The organism is Seonamhaeicola sediminis, assembly GCF_004358095.2.
Classification (GTDB): domain Bacteria; phylum Bacteroidota; class Bacteroidia; order Flavobacteriales; family Flavobacteriaceae; genus Seonamhaeicola; species Seonamhaeicola sediminis.
Window position 1 is genome coordinate 249,402 of the sequence record NZ_SMZJ02000005.1, and the last position, 17,324, is coordinate 266,725.

At 32.8% G+C, this 17,324-nt stretch carries 21 protein-coding genes and 1 pseudogene; 13 read left to right on the forward strand and 9 right to left on the reverse strand.

What is annotated here, in order from left to right:
* The first annotated feature begins 25 nt into the window (after window positions 1-25).
* The 9 genes from serS to E1J38_RS10685 all read left to right on the forward strand — a co-directional run bounded on the left by serS (window position 26) and on the right by E1J38_RS10685 (window position 8,315).
* A complete protein-coding gene (serS, locus tag E1J38_RS10650; protein WP_133356531.1) occupies window positions 26-1,297 on the forward strand; it encodes a serine--tRNA ligase in 1,272 nt (423 codons plus the stop codon).
* A gap of 175 nt (window positions 1,298-1,472) precedes the next feature.
* Complete coding sequence (locus tag E1J38_RS15220; RefSeq protein WP_255449862.1) at window positions 1,473-1,595, forward strand: hypothetical protein; 123 nt, start codon at window positions 1,473-1,475, stop codon at window positions 1,593-1,595.
* Window positions 1,596-1,806: 211 nt separating this feature from the next.
* Window positions 1,807-3,582 carry a tetratricopeptide repeat protein gene (locus E1J38_RS10655; RefSeq protein WP_133356532.1) on the forward strand — a complete coding sequence of 592 codons (1,776 nt, stop codon included), beginning with the start codon at window positions 1,807-1,809 and terminating at the stop codon, window positions 3,580-3,582.
* Between the two features lie 37 nt (window positions 3,583-3,619).
* Complete coding sequence (locus E1J38_RS10660) at window positions 3,620-3,949, forward strand: DUF4286 family protein (RefSeq protein ID WP_133356533.1); 330 nt, start codon at window positions 3,620-3,622, stop codon at window positions 3,947-3,949.
* Between the two features lie 2 nt (window positions 3,950-3,951).
* Window positions 3,952-4,383: a GNAT family N-acetyltransferase gene (locus tag E1J38_RS10665; protein ID WP_133356534.1), complete on the forward strand. Its 432-nt coding sequence runs from the start codon at window positions 3,952-3,954 to the stop codon at window positions 4,381-4,383.
* Window positions 4,384-4,463: 80 nt separating this feature from the next.
* Window positions 4,464-5,258: a 16S rRNA (adenine(1518)-N(6)/adenine(1519)-N(6))-dimethyltransferase RsmA gene (gene rsmA / locus E1J38_RS10670; protein WP_133356535.1), complete on the forward strand. Its 795-nt coding sequence runs from the start codon at window positions 4,464-4,466 to the stop codon at window positions 5,256-5,258.
* Between the two features lie 17 nt (window positions 5,259-5,275).
* The gene (mgtE, locus tag E1J38_RS10675; protein WP_186525854.1) at window positions 5,276-6,655 is read left to right on the forward strand and encodes a magnesium transporter; all 1,380 of its coding nucleotides are present in this window, start codon (window positions 5,276-5,278) and stop codon (window positions 6,653-6,655) included.
* 130 nt (window positions 6,656-6,785) lie between these two features.
* The gene (locus tag E1J38_RS10680; protein ID WP_133356536.1) at window positions 6,786-7,541 is read left to right on the forward strand and encodes a UDP-2,3-diacylglucosamine diphosphatase; all 756 of its coding nucleotides are present in this window, start codon (window positions 6,786-6,788) and stop codon (window positions 7,539-7,541) included.
* Window positions 7,542-7,562: 21 nt separating this feature from the next.
* Window positions 7,563-8,315, forward strand: a complete 753-nt coding sequence (locus E1J38_RS10685; protein WP_133356537.1) for a sulfite exporter TauE/SafE family protein — start codon at window positions 7,563-7,565, stop codon at window positions 8,313-8,315.
* On the opposite strand, the gene recJ is transcribed toward E1J38_RS10685, so the two are convergent.
* Window positions 8,312-10,003 carry a single-stranded-DNA-specific exonuclease RecJ gene (gene recJ / locus E1J38_RS10690; RefSeq protein WP_133356538.1) on the reverse strand — a complete coding sequence of 564 codons (1,692 nt, stop codon included), beginning with the start codon at window positions 10,001-10,003 and terminating at the stop codon, window positions 8,312-8,314. The genes E1J38_RS10685 and recJ overlap by 4 nt on opposite strands.
* A 135-nt stretch (window positions 10,004-10,138) precedes the next feature.
* Window positions 10,139-10,567, reverse strand: coding sequence for an OsmC family protein (locus E1J38_RS10695; RefSeq protein WP_133356539.1), 429 nt, complete (start codon window positions 10,565-10,567; stop codon window positions 10,139-10,141).
* Between the two features lie 56 nt (window positions 10,568-10,623).
* Between E1J38_RS10695 and E1J38_RS10700 the strand changes: the two genes are divergently transcribed.
* Both E1J38_RS10700 and E1J38_RS10705 read left to right on the forward strand, forming a co-directional pair.
* The gene (locus E1J38_RS10700) at window positions 10,624-11,214 is read left to right on the forward strand and encodes a carboxymuconolactone decarboxylase family protein (protein ID WP_133356540.1); all 591 of its coding nucleotides are present in this window, start codon (window positions 10,624-10,626) and stop codon (window positions 11,212-11,214) included.
* Between the two features lie 57 nt (window positions 11,215-11,271).
* Entirely contained in the window at window positions 11,272-12,021 is a 750-nt protein-coding gene (locus E1J38_RS10705; protein WP_133356541.1) for a toxin-antitoxin system YwqK family antitoxin, read from the forward strand.
* Between the two features lie 45 nt (window positions 12,022-12,066).
* Here the strand turns inward: E1J38_RS10705 and E1J38_RS10710 are convergent, their stop codons facing one another.
* From E1J38_RS10710 to E1J38_RS10720, 4 genes are all read right to left on the reverse strand, one after another.
* Complete coding sequence (locus tag E1J38_RS10710) at window positions 12,067-12,639, reverse strand: uracil-DNA glycosylase family protein (RefSeq protein WP_133356542.1); 573 nt, start codon at window positions 12,637-12,639, stop codon at window positions 12,067-12,069.
* A gap of 106 nt (window positions 12,640-12,745) precedes the next feature.
* A complete protein-coding gene (locus E1J38_RS10715; RefSeq protein WP_133356543.1) occupies window positions 12,746-13,201 on the reverse strand; it encodes a 6-pyruvoyl trahydropterin synthase family protein in 456 nt (151 codons plus the stop codon).
* 107 nt (window positions 13,202-13,308) lie between these two features.
* A complete protein-coding gene (locus E1J38_RS15110; protein ID WP_186525855.1) occupies window positions 13,309-13,485 on the reverse strand; it encodes a hypothetical protein in 177 nt (58 codons plus the stop codon).
* 37 nt (window positions 13,486-13,522) lie between these two features.
* On the reverse strand, window positions 13,523-14,857 hold the full coding sequence (locus E1J38_RS10720; RefSeq protein WP_133356544.1) for an MATE family efflux transporter: 1,335 nt from the start codon (window positions 14,855-14,857) through the stop codon (window positions 13,523-13,525).
* Window positions 14,858-14,930: 73 nt separating this feature from the next.
* Here E1J38_RS10720 and E1J38_RS10725 point away from each other — a divergent pair, with 73 nt between their 5' ends.
* A complete protein-coding gene (locus E1J38_RS10725) occupies window positions 14,931-15,725 on the forward strand; it encodes a universal stress protein (protein WP_133356545.1) in 795 nt (264 codons plus the stop codon).
* A gap of 73 nt (window positions 15,726-15,798) precedes the next feature.
* Here the strand turns inward: E1J38_RS10725 and E1J38_RS10730 are convergent, their stop codons facing one another.
* Entirely contained in the window at window positions 15,799-16,149 is a 351-nt protein-coding gene (locus E1J38_RS10730; RefSeq protein ID WP_133356546.1) for a hypothetical protein, read from the reverse strand.
* 32 nt (window positions 16,150-16,181) lie between these two features.
* On the reverse strand, window positions 16,182-16,775 hold the full coding sequence (locus E1J38_RS10735) for a TetR/AcrR family transcriptional regulator (protein ID WP_133356547.1): 594 nt from the start codon (window positions 16,773-16,775) through the stop codon (window positions 16,182-16,184).
* 147 nt (window positions 16,776-16,922) lie between these two features.
* Here E1J38_RS10735 and E1J38_RS15270 point away from each other — a divergent pair.
* Window positions 16,923-17,123 (forward strand): annotated as a pseudogene (locus E1J38_RS15270) (cupin domain-containing protein); the annotation flags it as partial.
* Between the two features lie 58 nt (window positions 17,124-17,181).
* Here E1J38_RS15270 and E1J38_RS15275 read toward each other — a convergent pair.
* Complete coding sequence (locus E1J38_RS15275; RefSeq protein ID WP_369407159.1) at window positions 17,182-17,262, reverse strand: hypothetical protein; 81 nt, start codon at window positions 17,260-17,262, stop codon at window positions 17,182-17,184.
* Window positions 17,263-17,324: the final 62 nt, after the last annotated feature.

Consider the following 17,324-nt stretch of genomic DNA (forward strand, 5'->3'; position numbering starts at 1 on the left):
AAATTTGTCGCTTAAATTTTAAGACATGTTACAAGTACCTTTTATTAGAGATAACAAAGATTTGGTAATTGAACGTTTGGCTAAACGAAATATTGATGCAGCCGAAGATATTAACCAAGTTATTGCTTTAGATGAAGACCGAAGAGCGCTTCAAACAAAACTAGATAATGCTTTAGCCGAAGGGAATAAACTGTCTAAAGAAATTGGAGGCTTTTTTAAATCTGGAGACATTGAGAAGGCCAATGTTTTAAAGGAAAAAACGAGTCAGTTAAAAGTTGATTCCAAAGAATTAACAGAAGCGTTGAACAATACTACCAATGCACTCAATGATCTTTTGTATAAACTACCAAATGTTCCCAACAATCTAGTCCCTGCAGGAAATACAGAAGAAGATAACGAAGAAGTTTTTAAAGAAGGGGACATTCCTGTTTTAGACGCTAATGCACTTCCACACTGGGAATTAGCTAAAAAGTATGATATTATAGATTTTGAATTGGGTAACAAAATCACTGGGGCAGGCTTTCCTGTTTATAAAGGTAAAGGTGCCAAATTACAACGTGCTTTAATCACTTATTTTTTAGATAAAAATACGGAAGCAGGTTACACAGAATTTCAGTTACCTCATTTAGTAAATGAAGCTTCTGGCTTAGGTACGGGGCAACTGCCTGATAAAGAAGGGCAAATGTATCATGTAACAGCAGATAATTTATATTTAATACCAACAGCCGAAGTTCCAGGTACAAATATCTTTAGAGATGTTGTTCTAAACGAAGTAGATTTACCAATAACTATTACTGGTTACACGCCTTGTTTTAGGAGAGAAGCAGGTAGTTATGGAGCTCATGTAAGGGGTTTAAACAGATTACACCAGTTTGATAAAGTTGAAATTATTAGGGTAGAACATCCTACAAAGTCTTATGAGGCTTTGGATGGTATGGTAGCCCACATAAAAACCATTTTGCAAGAACTTAAATTACCATACCGAATTTTAAGGCTTTGTGGTGGAGATTTAGGGTTTACTTCTGCATTAACTTACGATTTTGAGGTATTTTCAACCGCCCAAGACAGATGGTTAGAAATTTCATCAGTATCTAATTTTGAAACTTTTCAAGCTAACCGGTTAAAACTCCGCTTTAAAAATAATCAAGGTAAAAATGAATTAGCCCATACGTTAAATGGAAGTTCTTTGGCTTTACCACGTGTTTTAGCTGGAATTTTGGAAAATTATCAAACCAAGGAAGGTATTTTAGTTCCTGAAGTTTTACATCCTTATACTGGTTTTAAGATAATTAACTAAGTTCTTTGATACATTATAAAAGAAAGTGCATTCTTTCTTTTTTTGATATTTAATTTTAAAAAAATCGACAAAAAGCACTTTAAACAGGTTATTTGACGATTTTTATTGATTTTTCTTTGCGCTAAAGGATTTATTTAGGAAGTTAGTACTACCAAATCTATTAAACCTACTAACCATGAAAAATATAAAGCGTATTGTAATTTTAGCTGCATTGATTTTTTTCGCAGGAAAAGTATTGTTTTCTGACTTTCAAATAGTTAATTCCAAAAACAATATTGTTGTAAGTGTTAACAAATAGGGCGTTACTTTCTTTACAAATAAATCATTTATAAAATTTAAGGTTTTAACACTAAAAGTGTCCCCAATCTAAATAATTCAAACGTTTTTGTTTTTTAACGGTTGTTAATAGAACAATTTATTTTTGGTTGGTTGAAATGCCCAGTTTTATCTGGGCATTTTTTATGATAATATTTACTAAAGCAAGTTAGCACATTTGTTATATTTACAAAATGAGAGCCTTTTTAGTTTTATACTTGTGTTTATCGATTAACCTTTTTGCCCAAGACGCTAATTTGGCCATGGAATATTTTAAAAAGGGCGATTATGAAAAGGCGCTTTATGAATACAAAAAATTGTATGCACAAAGTCCTTCTAACTTCAACTACATTAATCAGGTAATTGCTTCGCAGCAACAGTTAGAGCAATATGATGAGACCGAAGCATTTATCACTAAGATTGTTTCTAAAATAAATCATCCAGCGTTTTTCGTTGAACTAGGGTTTAATTATCAGCTTAAAAAAGATTCAAAAAACGCCAATATTTATTATGAAAAAGCACTAAAAAGTATCAATGAAAGGCCAAGTAATGTGTTTTATGTTGCTAGGGGTTTTCAAACCCACTCGCTTTTAAATGAAGCTGTAATAGCCTATGAAAAAGCAATGGAATTAAATCCAGATTATAATTTTAGTATACAACTGGCACAACTTTATGGTGAACAAGGTCATATTGAGAAAATGTTCAATAGTTACTTAAGCTTTGCAGAATATAACCCAGTGGCATTGGCTGATATAAAAAGGAGAATAAACGGATTTTTATCTGATAATAGCGATGATGTAAACAATGTAATGTTAAGAAAGTTGCTACTAAAAAAAATGCAAGAACAGCCTAATTTGCTTTGGAATCAAATGTTAAGCTGGTTGTTTATACAACAAAAAGATTTTTCTAAAGCATTCATTCAAGAAAAAGCTATTTTTAATAGGCAGCCCATAAGTTTAGACAGAATACAAGAATTAGCTTTAATTGCAATAGATGAAAACAAAAATGATGTTGCCAAAGAAATTTTTAATTACATAATTACTAAAGCACAAGATTTAGAGACTAAGCTTACTGCCCACTATAATTTAATTCAAATTGAAACTAACGAAAGTTCTAAAAAAGATTATGCCCTTATAAATGAGAGGTACAAAAAACTATTTGAAGAATTTGGAACCTTTTCTCAAACGTTAAAACTACAAATTGCCTATGGGCATTTTTTGGCATTTTATATGGGTAAAACAGAAGACGCTACTAAATTTTTAGAAAAAACATTAGAGTTACCCTTATCTGAGTTGCTAAAGGCTCAAGTAAAGTTAGAGTTAGGTGATATTTTGGTATTACAGGAAAAATTTAATCAAGCATTAATTTACTATACACAAATTCAAAGAAATTTAAAAAACAGTACCGTCTCTCAAGAAGCTAGATTTAGAGTGGCAAAAGCCAGTTATTATAAGGGCGATTTTAAATGGGCAGAATCACAGCTAAAAATTTTAAAATCATCTACCTCGCAATTAATTGCCAATGATGCTCTAGATTTAAAATTGTTGATATCAGATAATAAATACGAAGACTCATTACAAACAGCTTTAAAACTATATTCAAAAGCAGACTTATTGGCATTTCAAAATAAAAAAGAAGAAGCTATCTCTCTGCTAGATAAAATATTGAATGAGCATAAAACAGAACCCATTGTGGCTCAAGCACTATTTAAACAAGCCCAATTATTTCAACAGAGGTTTCAGTTTGTTTTGGCCAAAACCAATTATGAAAATATTATTACCAATTTTAGAGAAGGCATTTTAGTAGATGATGCCTATTTTAATTTGGGACTGTTGTTTGAAAAATATTTGAATGAACCCGAAAAAGCAAAAGAATTATACGAACAGATTATTTTTAATCATGCCGATAGTATTTACTTTGTAGAGGCCAGAAAAAGGTACCGGGCTTTAAGGGGTGATGCCTTAAACTAAAGGACCAAAAAAATAATTAGGAAACATAAAAACCACAATGATAATATACAATGTAACGGTAAATATTGATGAATCTATCCATGAGGAATGGCTATTATGGATTAAAGAACACATACCTCAAGTTTTAGGAACCGGAAAGTTTGACAAAGCTACTTTAACAAAAGTATTAGTTCAAGAAGAAACGGGGGGTATTACCTATTCTATTCAATACAGAGCCTATTCTCGTGAAGCGTTAGAAGCCTATTATTGTGAAGATGCTGAAAGACTCAGAGCCGATGGATTTAAAAGATTTGCAGATAAAATGTTGTCTTTTAGAACAGAATTAGAAATGATAGATGAGTATTTTGTTAATATTAATCCTAATTAAAAATGACTATAACAGCATTAGAAAGTATAAATGATGACGTTTTAAATGCTTTTAAAAATTTAATTCCTCAACTATCATCTTCCAGTTCCTTACCTTCAAAAAAAGATTTAGAAACTATCATTAATTCTAATAATACCAAACTTTTTGTTGCAGAAGAAGGTAATAACATTATAGGAACCTTAACCTTGGTTTTTAATAAAATTCCAACTGGTGAAAAAGCTTGGATTGAAGATGTTGTAGTAAGTGAAAGTGCTAGAGGCAAAGGTGTTGGTAAACGTTTAACGCAATTTGCTTTAGATTATGCTTTGGAAAAGGGCATAAGTAAAATAGATTTAACTTCAAGCCCTGAGCGCTTTGCAGCCAATAAACTGTATCAAAAATTAGGATTTCAAAAAAGAGCAACCAACGTTTACAGATATTTTAGCAACAAATAAATATGTTTGTTATTTCTGTCTATAACTAGGTAATTAGTTGAAGTACTAACGGAAATCTAATTTAAAACAATAGCTAAAAAGTGAGCAATAATTCCAATCAATACCAAGTAAAAGCAAAAAAACATTTAGGGCAACATTTCTTAAAAGACGAAAACATTGCCAGAAAGATTGGTGATACTCTTACATTAAACGGCTATAAGAACGTTTTAGAAATTGGTCCAGGAATGGGGGTTCTTACCAAATACCTGTTAGAAAAAGATATTGAAACCTACGTCATTGAAATTGATACTGAGTCAGTTGAATACCTTAAAGCCAATTATCTTAAGCTAGCTCCAAGAATTATTGAACAAGATTTTTTAAAATTTGATTTAACAACTGTTTTTGGTAATAACCCTTTTGCTGTAACAGGCAATTTTCCATACAATATTTCATCGCAAATAGTTTTTAAAGCATTAGAAATGCGTCAACAAATACCTGAGTTTACTGGTATGTTTCAAAAAGAAGTAGCACAACGTATTTGTTCAAAAGAAGGCAGTAAAGTGTATGGTATTCTATCGGTTTTAACTCAAGCATTTTATGAGGCTGAATATTTATTTACGGTACCTCCATCGGTTTTCAACCCGCCACCAAAGGTAGATTCGGGTGTTTTAAGATTGACTAGAAAAGAAGATTTTACACTGCCCTGTGATGAAAAACTGTTTTTTAAAGTAGTTAAACAGGGCTTTCAACAACGCCGTAAAACACTTCGTAACAGTTTAAAAACATTCAATTTGTCAGATAATTTAAAAGCAAATAGTATATTTGGCATGCGTCCAGAACAATTAAGCGTTCAAGAGTTTATAGAACTCACAACTTTAATTGAAAATGATGCTTAACCAATTACGCTTTTAATTTGTCTGAGGAAAAAGAGAACATACAATTTGAGCTTACCGATGAACTCATTGAGCAAGTAGAGGTTTTAGTTGAAGAAAAAAAAGACAAAGAACTTCAAAAACTCTTAAAGGAGTTTCACTATGCCGATATAGCCGAAATTCTAGATGAACTTAATTTAGAGGAGGCAATCTATGTTATTAAGCTTTTAGACTCTGAAACGACATCAGACATCCTAATGGAGCTTGATGAAGACAACCGTGAAAAGGTTTTAAGAAATTTATCCGCTAAAGAAATTGCTGAGGAGGTTGAAGAACTTGATACTGATGATGCTGCAGATATGATTAGTGAACTTCCTGAGGAACGTCAACAGGAAGTAATTTCAAACATTGAGGACGAAGAGCACAAAGCTGAAATCAAAGAGCTTTTAGCCTACGAAGAAGGTACAGCTGGTGCGTTAATGGCTAAGGAATTAGTAAAAGTATATGAAACCTGGACCGTAGCTGGTTGCCTACGTAGAATTAGAGGGCAAGCAAAAGAAGTTACCAGAGTTCATTCTATTTATGTTGTTTCCAGAGAAGAAAAACTTGTAGGCAGATTGTCTTTAAAGGATTTAATTGTTGCAAAAAGTGAGAAAAAAATTGGAGAAATAGCAAAAGACAATGTAGATTTTGTAAATGTTAATGAAGACATTGAAGAAGTTGCAAGACTCATGGCAAAATACGATTTAGAGGCTATTCCAGTTATAGAAAGCGATGATAATAAAGTACTTTTAGGAAGAATCACAATTGATGATATTGTTGATGTTATGAAAGAAGAAGCCGAAAGAGATTATCAAATGGCTGCTGGTATTACAGGCGATGTAGATTCTGATGATAGTATTTTTGAACTCACCAAAGCGCGCTTGCCTTGGCTATTTCTTGGTTTAATTGGAGGGGTTGGAGCCTTTTTAATTATGGAAGGTTTTAAGGGATTATTCGTAGAAAAAGCCGTAATACTATTCTTTTTTACACCTTTAATAGCCGCCATGGCGGGTAATGTTGGCGTACAATCTAGTGCTATTATTGTACAAGGTTTAGCCAACGATGATGTTAGAGGAAGTGTTAATAGTCGTCTTTTTAAAGAAATGCTTTTAGCTGCACTTAACGGATTTGTACTGGCTATTTTTTTGTTTTTATTTGTTTATCTATTTGAAGGTAGACTAGATTTAGCGCTTGCAATTTCGGTTTCTCTTGTTGCTGTTATAATAGTAGCTGGCCTAATAGGAACTTTTGTGCCATTATTCCTTAATAAAAGAGGTATAGATCCTGCTATTGCCACGGGGCCATTTATAACTACAAGCAATGATATTCTAGGAATTTTGCTTTATTTCTGGATTGCGAAACTCATTCTTGGGATTTAATTTGTGTTGTTTAACTCTGTTCAACTAAGTAAAACAAAAAAATATTATACCTCATTTTTATTTGAGTCAGGTTAAAAATAAGTATATAAAAAAGAGATTTCTACGTTTAGAGTAATTACTATATTTACACATGCAAATTCCAAATGGAAAAAAAATATACTTCGCTTCTGATAATCATTTAGGAGCGCCAACAAGAGAAGCGTCTTTACCACGTGAGAAAAAGTTCGTAGCATGGCTAGATGACATAAAAGAAGACGCTGCTGCGATATTCCTTCTAGGCGATTTGTTTGACTTTTGGATGGACTATAAAAAAGTGGTTCCTAAGGGGTTTACCCGAACCCTTGGAAAGCTTGCCGAAATTAGTGACTCTGGAACACCAATTCACTATTTTGTAGGCAATCATGACCTTTGGATGAATGGCTACTTTGAAGAAGAACTTAATATTCCTGTGTATTACAATCCCAAGGAATTCACTTTTAACAACAAAATTTTTTTAATTGGCCATGGTGATGGTTTGGGTCCCGGAGATAAAGGATACAAACGAATGAAAAAATTGTTTAACAATAAATTGTGTAAATGGTTATTCCGTTGGCTGCATCCAGACTTAGGTGTTAAGTTAGCGCAATACTTATCTGTAAAAAACAAACTTATTTCTGGTGATGAAGATGCTAAGTTTTTAGGCGAAGACAATGAATGGTTAGTTCAGTACTGCAAGCGTAAACTAGAGCAAAAACATCGAGATTATTTTGTGTTTGGTCATAGACACTTACCTTTAAATATAGCCCTCAATAAAAAAGCAAAATACATCAATTTAGGCGATTGGATTAGCTATTATACCTATGCAGTTTTTGACGGTGAGACTCTGGAGCTAAAGGAATACAAATAATAGAGCCATTGTATTTTATATATGGAAGAAACAACCCTTTACTTATTAGTACTTGTAGCAGGAGTGGCTGTTGGAATTATTAACACTATTGCTGGCGGTGGTTCGCTACTAACTCTTCCCATTCTTATTTTTTGTGGTTTACCTCCCAGCATTGCAAATGGAACCAACAGAGTTGGTATCTTGCTTCAAACTGCTATGGCAACAGCAGGCTTTAAAAGCAAAGGTGTTTCAACATTTCCATTCAATATTTATTTAGGTATCTCTGCTATTTTCGGAGCCATTTTGGGTGCTAATATTGCCATTGATGTAAAAGGGGAAACATTTAACAAGATACTCGCAATTATCATGGTAATTGTGGTTCTCATCATCATTTTTAAACCCAAAATTAAAACATCAGAACTACAAGAGCGTTTAACCGGAAAACACCTCTGGATTGGAATCACTGTGTTTTTCTTTATTGGTATTTACGGTGGTTTTGTTAATGCCGGTATAGGGTTTATCATTATTATATTTCTTCATTTTTTCCATAAAATGAATCTAGTTAGGGTAAACGCAACCAAAGTTGTTATTGTTTTTATTTACACGCTGTCTGCCTTAATTGTGTTTGTTTTTAATGACAAAGTTGATTGGAAAGTTGGCCTAATTTTAGCCGCTGGGAATGGTATTGGTGCTTGGTTTGGAAGTAGACTATCTGTTAAAAAAGGAGACAATTTTATTAAATCTTTTTTAGTAGTAATGATAATAATTATGTCTGTGAAACTTTGGTTTTTCTAAACTTTAATATCTCTTAATTTAAGCTGAAGCGAAACATTTCCCTGCCATTCATTTTCATCAATGGAATAGACTGCTTTAAACGGTTTTCTTTCTTTGACTATGTCAAATTTATCACCCATACTAAAACCTATCCCCACAAAATTACTTGAATCAGGTTGTGAAACCGTAATTCTTAAATGCGTTTTATCGTCGCCAACACACTTACCATAACCCGTATCTATTAAACCCTTAGTCATAAAAACTGGTGTCATATTATTGGGACCATAGGGCGCAAACTGTTTTAATATTCTATAAAACTTGGGAGTAATCTCATTTAAGTTAATTTGAACATCAACCTTCACTTCAGGAACTAAAAGGTTTTTATCAATGTTTTGAGCCACAACGCTTTCGAAAGCTTCTTTAAAGGCTTGATAATTCTCTTCTTTAAGGGTTAATCCAGCAGCATATTTATGGCCTCCAAATTGTTCAATATGTTCACTACAAGCCTCAATAGCATTATAAATATCAAAACCGCTTACCGATCTTGCTGAGGCAGACAGTTTATTTCCGCTTTTAGTAAATACTAGCGTTGGTCTGTAATAGGTTTCTGTTAGTCTAGAAGCCACAATGCCAATAACCCCTTTATGCCAAGTTTCATGGTAAACAACAGTAGTAAAACGTTTCTGTTCCTTTTTGTCTTCAATTTGTTTGAGAGCTTCTTCTGTAACTTGTTTATCGGTTTCTCGGCGGTCATAATTATAAGTTTCAATGTCTTTTGCATACTCTTTAGCAAGGTCATACTTCTCCTCCACCAACAAAGTCACTGCAAAATTGCCATGTTTCATGCGTCCAGCCGCATTAATTCTGGGAGCTACTATAAAAACCACATCTGTTATGGTTAGTTGGTCTTTTTTAACTTGCTTTAGAATAGCTCTGATTCCTGGTCTTGGGCTAGCATTAATTATTTGCAAACCAAAATATGCCAGTACTCTATTTTCTCCATCTATAGGTACAATATCGGCTCCAATAGCAGTAGCCACCAAATCTAAATAAGGTAATAAATCTTCAATGGTTTGTCCATCTTTTTGAGCAAGAGATTGAACCAACTTAAAACCAACACCACAACCACATAACTCTTTGTATGGATAATTACAATCCTCTCGTTTGGGATCTAAAATGGCAACGGCCTCAGGAATTTCTTTCCCAGGTCTATGGTGATCACAAATAATAAAATCTATCCCTAACTTTTTCGCATAGGCCACTTTTTCAATGGCTTTTATTCCGCAATCCAAAGCTATTATTAGTTCAAAATCATTGTCATGTGCGAAATCAATTCCTTGATAGGAAATACCATACCCCTCATTATATCTATCTGGAATATAAGTAGCAACATTATCTGTTTTAGTTTTTAAATAGGTTGACATTAAGGCTACCGAAGTAGTACCATCTACATCATAATCACCATAAACCAAAATATTTTCTTTATTGGCAATGGCTTGTTCAATTCTGGTCACCGCTTTATCCATATCCTTCATTAAGTAAGGATCATGTAAGTCATCTAAACTTGGTCTAAAAAACGTTTTTGCTTCCTCAAAAGTTTCAATACCACGTTGCACTAATAAAGTAGCAATAGGCTCACTTACATTTAAGGTTTCTTGTAAATGTTTTACTTTATTCGGTTCTGGTATTGGCTTTAGTGTCCAACGCATTTAATAAGTTTTAAATTAGTTTAAGTGTCTAAAGTTAAAAGTATTTAAAGTGCACTAAAATTATTTGTACATGAAATACAACAAGGTAAGAACTTTAAATACTTTAGGCACTTGTAACTTTAAGTACTTAAAATTTTAAACACTCTTATTATGAAAATGGGTTTCAATAGTTACCTTGGCAAACTGTTGGAACATTTCCATGACACCACAGTATTTTTCAACAGACAAATCAACGGCACGCTGTAATTTCTTTTCGTTTAAATTATCACCATAAAAATGAAAGCTCATTAGTACCTTGTCATAATATTTAGGGTGCTCTTCGGTTAAATTAGCATCAATATCAATGGTGAAATTAGCAACATCTAACTTCATTTTCTTAATCAAAGCGGCTACATCTATACCTGAACATCCTGCTAAACCAGAAAGCATTAAAGCTTTAGGTCTATAGCCTTCACCCTTTCCGCCACTTTCTTCACCAGCATCAATAAACAAATTATGTCCTGAAGGATTTGTACTTTCAAACCTTATATCACCTAACCATTTTGTGGTAACCTTTACGCCCATATTCTTAAAAATTTTTGTTTCTTGTAAGTACCAAAAATACTACATAAAAATTATATATGCCTTTAGTAGAACCTTTATCTTCTGACTACGATTTAGAAACCAAAGCATTAGCAGAATTCTTTAATGAAACCCTTGGGTTTTGTCCAAACTCTGTCCTTACCATGCAACGAAGACCAGCTATTAGTAAGGCTTTTATTAATTTAAATAAAGCTGTTATGACTAATGAAGGCAGGGTAACCTCTGCACTAAAACGTATGATAGCATGGGTGAGCAGCAACGCAACAGGTTGCAGATATTGTCAGGCACATGCCATACGTGCTGCAGAACGTTACGGTGCTGAACAAGAACAGCTAGATAATATTTGGGATTATAGAACACACCCCGCTTTTAATGAAGCCGAACGTGCTGCGTTAGATTTTAGTTTGGCAGCTTCTCAAACACCAAATGCCGTTGATAACAACATTAAAAAACGTCTATATGAACATTGGGATGAAGGTGACATTGTAGAAATGCTAGGTGTGATTTCATTGTTTGGATATTTGAATAGATGGAATGACTCCATGGGAACATCTATTGAGGATGGCGCCGTTGAGAGTGGCGAACAATATTTAGGGAAATATGGTTGGAATAAGGGAAAACATCTATAAATATATTATCCGGTTATCATGCTAAAAACTTTCAAAACCCTATTTATACTTTTTATATTGAGTTTTATAACCCTATATACAAATTGCAAAAATGATACTAGAAATACCGATAACAGCTTTATACTAAAAGGAAGAAACTCTTACTTTGTAGATAGCTACAATGGTATTTCTATTTACCGTGACAATGACAACAGAAAACCCTTAAATGGTTACTACGTAATAGCTAATGAATCTACGAAATGGGAAGAATTTAATGTAGAAAACGGTATTTTAAACGGTGATTATATTAGCTACCATAATAATGGGAAGAAATTTTCTGAAGCTAAATATATTAAAGGGAAATTACACGGAGAAGAGAAAACCTATTCTATAACGGGTGCATTGTCAAAACTCAGTACTTATAGACACGGAGTTCGGTATGGAGAAACCATAACCTACTATAACAATGGAAATATTGAATCTAAATCTAAAATAGAGAATGAAAAAACAGTTGAGTCTGTTTCTTTCGATCTTATTGGAAATATAGAATCACAAATGTTTATTAAAGATGGAAGGAGTATTACCCAAACCATTGTTGGTGGCAAAGTGCAAGTAGAACAAATATCTTCCAACTATGATAGCTTTGAAGCCATGAAATTGTTTAATGAAGATGGCTCCTTAAAAGTCTTTCTAAGAATGTTAGATGAGGGTGATAAAAGTTATTTGATTGAGCTTGATGAAAATGAGGATGAATTAAAACGTATAGATGTAAAAGCCAATCCGCAAGAAGCCATGAAGTACTTTCAATATCTACCAACGTTTAACTAAAACATGCCAAATACAAAATTGAAATCTCTTTTGAAATTGGAGATTTTAATTTTGCAACCCTTTAACCCTTAACCTCAACTCCGGCAATACCTCAACCTCAAACCAAGGGTTTTGAGTAAGCCAAAACCTATTTCTTGGTGAAGGGTGAGGTAAAGGCAAATACTTGGGCAAATATTCTTGATAATTTTTAACAGTTTCTGTAAGCGTATTTTTAGCTGTCTTTCCCAAATAATACTTCTGGGCATACATACCAATTAAAACCACTAACTTAACATTTTTTAACTCATTAAACAATGGTTTGTGCCATTGCTGAGCGCATTCTGGTCTTGGTGGTAAATCTCCTGTTTTTCCTTTTCCGGGGTAGCAAAACCCCATGGGGATGATGGCGAATTTAGTTTCATCATAAAAATCTTCACCAGACACATTTAACCACTTTCTCAACTGTTTGCCACTGGCATCGTCCCAAGGCACCCCAGAAGCATGTACTTTGGTTCCTGGTGCTTGACCAACAATAACGATTTTAGATTTGGGATGCGCACACACTACTGGTCTTGGTCCCAATGGCAAATGAGCATTACAAATGGTACATTGTTTTATATCTTTAAGTAGCTTTTGCACAACAACCCTATGAAGTCATATTAATGGCTTACACCAATTAAAAAATTAACTAACCCCTCTTCCCCGCTGCTTTCAATTAGCCCATAACTTATCGGTAAACAGAAGTCTAATTATTATCATAAGCAAACCACTCTGCAAAACTAGTAGCAGTTTCTTGTAGTTTAAGTGAATGAAGTTTAATATTTGAAGGTAAACGTGGTTTAATTTTTTGGGCAAAATCAATAACCATCATTTCGCTAGTGGGTTGGTAGTCTACCAACAGAATATTATGTCCGCGCGCATCCAATTCTTTTGCAAGTTCAATATGGGGTGTATTTTTATTAAATACAGTGGCATGGTCAAAAACATCAACAATTTCTTCTTCAACAATTTTTTTTAAGTCGCCAAAATCAATGACCATACCATATTTCACGTTGTTTTTATCGGATATTGGTCTTCCAATAACCGTGACATCCAACCGGTAACTATGACCGTGAACATTTTTACATTTTCCATCATAACCATATAAGGCATGACCTGTTTCAAAAGAAAATTGTTTGGTAATTCTAATATTATTTCCCATTATCTGCGTTTTCCTCGGTTTCTATTTACTATGTAAACTATTATTAAAACTATAGCTAGTGTTAAAAACAATCCGTTGCCTGTTAAAAAGCCTAATATATCCATGAGTTATTCTTTGTCTAATCGTTTTTTATTGTATCGGTAAAGGGCGTAGGCAAGTATTACCAAAATAACAAAGGGTATCATAGAGCCAATAAACACGCCAATTTCGTAACCATTATCTGGAGCGTTTTTAATTTTTTCTTCTATGTCTACCTGCTGAAAAAGAGTGGTTAAAAATACCATGTTAGATTGCTGTAATCTGTATCACCTGTTTACAAAGTTAAGAGTTTTTAGCTAGTGCTATAAATTGTTTTCTAAAATTAATTAGTAAAGGTATACTTCTGGCAATCATCCAAAAAGTAATGGCAATAAAAATGCCATTTAGTTTTAAATTGAAATAATCTAACACATAAAGTACAGGGAGAAATATGATGAAAGTTGATAGTAATAAAACATTTCTAAGCAATTTCATTTTACCTAAACCTTTAAATACACCATCAAAAATAAAGGCGATGGCACAAATAGGTTGCATAATGAGTACAATCCAGAACACGGAATAGAATTGATTCAAGACATCTGTTTCTTTAGTAAACAATAAACCAATGGGTTTATAAATTACAAACCCTGTAATAGCTAGTATAACACCAACCAAAACGCCTATTTTTATGAGCTTTTGATTTAATGCTACCAATAATTTATAGTCTTTGGCTCCATAGAGTTTTCCAGATAGGATATTACCAGCACTAGAATATCCATCAATCATAAAAGCGCCTAAAAACCAAAGGTTAATAGCAATAGTATAAGCAGCAATGTATGTTTTTCCGTAGCCGGTAGCGAATCTGGTGGCAAAATACAGGGTAATATTTAAAGCCAATGTTCTTATAAATAGGTTGAGTACCATAAGTATAAAACGATTTATTTCACTATTAAAAGGGAAGTTAGGTTTTAGTGAAATAGGTGTTTTTTTTAATAAAAAGTATACCGAAAAAGCAGCCATTAAAACTTGTGCAATCACACTAGCGTAAGCAGCGCCTTTAATATGCATGGGTTCAATAAGACCTGTAACACCATATACTAAAATGACATCTAAAACAATGTTTGATAATGCACCTATCATAGCTATAATCATGGGGTGATAAGTGTTCTGTAAACCGCGGAAGGTTCCAAAAACAGCCATAGTAAATAAAGTAAACGGAAACCCAAAGACACGAATTTGATAATAAGCAACACTATAATCTAAAATTATACTAGAAGCATTATAAAGCTTAAATATTTGTGAGGCAAACGGATAGGTGCTTATAATAATTAGAATGCTAATTGAAGTAACAATAAAAATAGCCTGAGCTGGAAGATTTTTTACAGCTTTTAAATTATTAGCCCCTACATATTGTGAAACGATAGATGAGATGGCACTTCTAGTTTGACCTAATATCCATATAAGCATAGACATAAATGTACCTACAATGCCAACAGCAGCTAAAGACTCTACTGCATTTATGGGGATGTTTCCTACTATGGCAGTATCTGTAATTGATAATATTGGTTCTGAGATTCCTGATATTAATGCAGGGATAGCAAGTTTATTAATATATTTTAGGTTAATAGTGTTTTTCAAAACCAATCCATTAGGTTTTATACTTATTTTTGCAGCAAATTTATTGTAAATTTAACTACCAAACTCCACTATTATGAAGAATATTATGGTGCCTGTAGGGTCCTCAAAAAATGCACAAAGTCATTTACAATATGCCGTAGATTTTGCGGAAGCCTTTGGAGCTAAATTATTCATTGTTCAAGTTTACAATGTATATACAAAGGCAGGAACCATGATGAATGTTGATAAGATTATTGAGCGTGAAAGTTTAGAGTTTTTAAATGAATTGGTATCACAGATTGATACTAAGAATGTTGATGTGATAGTAAAAACCTTAAAAGGCAATTTAATTGATACTTTAGAATTGGCATGTAAAGCAGCCGATATAGATTTAGTGTTGGTAGAGCCAAGAACCAACTCCATTAAAGACGAAGTGTACTTAGGTAAAACGTCGGGTAAAATTATAAAGCAAATGGAGGTTCCTGCATTAATAGTGCCTGAAGGGTTTAAGTTTTCTATACCTACTAATATTTTAATGGCTATCAAATCTGCTATCATCAAAAAAAGTAATGTATTACAACCTTTAAACAACATTAAAACCAAATTTAATGCAGTCATAGATTTATTGTTGGTGAAAACACCTTACTACCATGAAGGCGACTTTAATATTAACGAAGAGTTAAAAACTATAACAAGGAATATAACACAAACAGAAAATGCAACAACCTTTCAAGGTGTCTTGGAGCATTTTCAATCGCACCAACCAGATATGTTATGTGTTGTAAGGCGCAAACGAGGTTTCTTTGCTAAAAAATGGGAAAAAAACACCATTCTTAAAAAGGATTTTCACAGTTCCATCCCTGTTTTGGTATTAAGTGGATTGAAGTAGATTTTTATTTCAAAATAAATCATTAGACTTACTCTCTAAGTGATAATCAATCATTTTTTGAAACAGATTTTCTTTATTTTAAAGAAACAAAACCTTTAAAGGCAAGTACAAAAAGTCCTAAAGAAGTAGCAATACTTCCTAAACCAACCAACAAGGCTCCATATAAGATAATCTTACTTGACTCACCAAAGGTTCCTTTAACCCCTATAAAAAGGGTTATTGAGCCTATTATAAGATATATCAAAGCTCTTTTTAAGGCCCTTACCTTTATATTCTTTCTAACCTTAAAATAATATGATTTAACAGTATCTTTTGGTATGTCAAAGTTTTTACTAGCCTTATTAATTGTATAAAATTTTAAACTGAGCTGTAGCATTTGATAAGCTAAATATTTCTCTAGTAGGTTGATTTTATCTTCTTCCATTTTTAACTCAGTTTTTTGTTGGTAACGATTCATTAATCCGTTGAGTTGTATAGACCTTTAAACAGTAATTTCATTCCCCATTCCATAATATCAATAAATTCATTGTTATTTAAACCACATACATCCTTGGCAATAATAAGCGGTTCAATTCCCATTAATATAGTCAGTAAATTGGATAGTTTTTGCTTTTCTTCTTTAGAAAAATTACTGTCTTCAAGAACTAATTCTAAGGTTTTTTTCCTTCTTGCACCTCTTTTTGGTGTTGAAGTATTAGAGTCTAATACCGTACTTATATATTTTCGAAAAAGTTGTTCGTGATCTAAAGCTAGTCTATTATAATAATATTGAATCTCCAATACTTTTTTTTCTAAGTCATCACCTTGTAGATTTTCATATATGTTATTTGGTTCTTTTGTGCTTATATCAAGCCCTGCCTCTGCTGTCAAAATATCTATATTGGAAAAATATCTATAAACCGTTGCCCTTGAGATTCCTGCTTCTTTTGCAATATCTTCAAGATTGAAATCCAATCCTTTATTCAAAAATGTTTGAGCAGTTTTCAGAATTATTTTTCTGGTTTCTAACTTTTGATTGGTTCTCCCCGTATCTATATATTTTTTGTTCATGAGACAAATATCTCATAATATTTGTTTAAATAAAAATTTAATTTTATGTTTGTGAGACAAAAATCTCATAAAATGAAATCAAATAATACTAAATGGGTTTTAGGTCATAAAATTACACCGCATGAAAGTTCAGGCGATTTTGATTTAATGGTAGCAGAAACACCTGCAAAAGTTCAAGGCCCTCCACCACATTTACACAATTCTTTGAAGGAATCTTTTCTTATTATTGAAGGAGAAATGGAATTTTTTGTGAATGGAGAAATTACGATTTTAAAAGCAGGTGAATCAATGGATATTCCTCCAAATACTTTACATACTTTTTCAAATAAAAGTGATAAGCCTTGCAAGTGGATAAATATTCATAGTCTGTCTAGTCCTGAAATATGGCTACAGGTTAAAAATTTATTTAAGCTGTTAATTTGTATACCATATTCGGTGTTTTATAATCTAAAGATACATGTAATCTTATTTGGTTGTATAGATTAATAGCACTTTTTGTAGCTTTTTTCGCGTGTTGTTTGCTATCAAAGGTCTGGTCGAGATAAAACT

Excerpts from the sequence above, each read along its gene's own strand:
- serS (WP_133356531.1), top strand. The coding sequence starts at position 26 with ATGTTACAAGTACCTTTTATTAGAGATAACAAAGATTTGGTAATTGAA.
- E1J38_RS15220 (WP_255449862.1), top strand. The coding sequence starts at position 1,473 with ATGAAAAATATAAAGCGTATTGTAATTTTAGCTGCATTGATTTTTTTC.
- E1J38_RS10655 (WP_133356532.1), top strand. The coding sequence starts at position 1,807 with ATGAGAGCCTTTTTAGTTTTATACTTGTGTTTATCGATTAACCTTTTT.
- E1J38_RS10660 (WP_133356533.1), top strand. The coding sequence starts at position 3,620 with ATGATAATATACAATGTAACGGTAAATATTGATGAATCTATCCATGAG.
- E1J38_RS10665 (WP_133356534.1), top strand. The coding sequence starts at position 3,952 with ATGACTATAACAGCATTAGAAAGTATAAATGATGACGTTTTAAATGCT.
- E1J38_RS10680 (WP_133356536.1), top strand. The coding sequence starts at position 6,786 with ATGCAAATTCCAAATGGAAAAAAAATATACTTCGCTTCTGATAATCAT.
- E1J38_RS10685 (WP_133356537.1), top strand. The coding sequence starts at position 7,563 with ATGGAAGAAACAACCCTTTACTTATTAGTACTTGTAGCAGGAGTGGCT.
- recJ (WP_133356538.1), bottom strand. The coding sequence starts at position 10,003 with ATGCGTTGGACACTAAAGCCAATACCAGAACCGAATAAAGTAAAACAT.
- E1J38_RS10695 (WP_133356539.1), bottom strand. The coding sequence starts at position 10,567 with ATGGGCGTAAAGGTTACCACAAAATGGTTAGGTGATATAAGGTTTGAA.
- E1J38_RS10700 (WP_133356540.1), top strand. The coding sequence starts at position 10,624 with ATGCCTTTAGTAGAACCTTTATCTTCTGACTACGATTTAGAAACCAAA.
- E1J38_RS10715 (WP_133356543.1), bottom strand. The coding sequence starts at position 13,201 with ATGGGAAATAATATTAGAATTACCAAACAATTTTCTTTTGAAACAGGT.
- E1J38_RS15110 (WP_186525855.1), bottom strand. The coding sequence starts at position 13,485 with ATGGTATTTTTAACCACTCTTTTTCAGCAGGTAGACATAGAAGAAAAA.
- E1J38_RS10725 (WP_133356545.1), top strand. The coding sequence starts at position 14,931 with ATGAAGAATATTATGGTGCCTGTAGGGTCCTCAAAAAATGCACAAAGT.
- E1J38_RS10730 (WP_133356546.1), bottom strand. The coding sequence starts at position 16,149 with ATGGAAGAAGATAAAATCAACCTACTAGAGAAATATTTAGCTTATCAA.
- E1J38_RS10735 (WP_133356547.1), bottom strand. The coding sequence starts at position 16,775 with ATGAACAAAAAATATATAGATACGGGGAGAACCAATCAAAAGTTAGAA.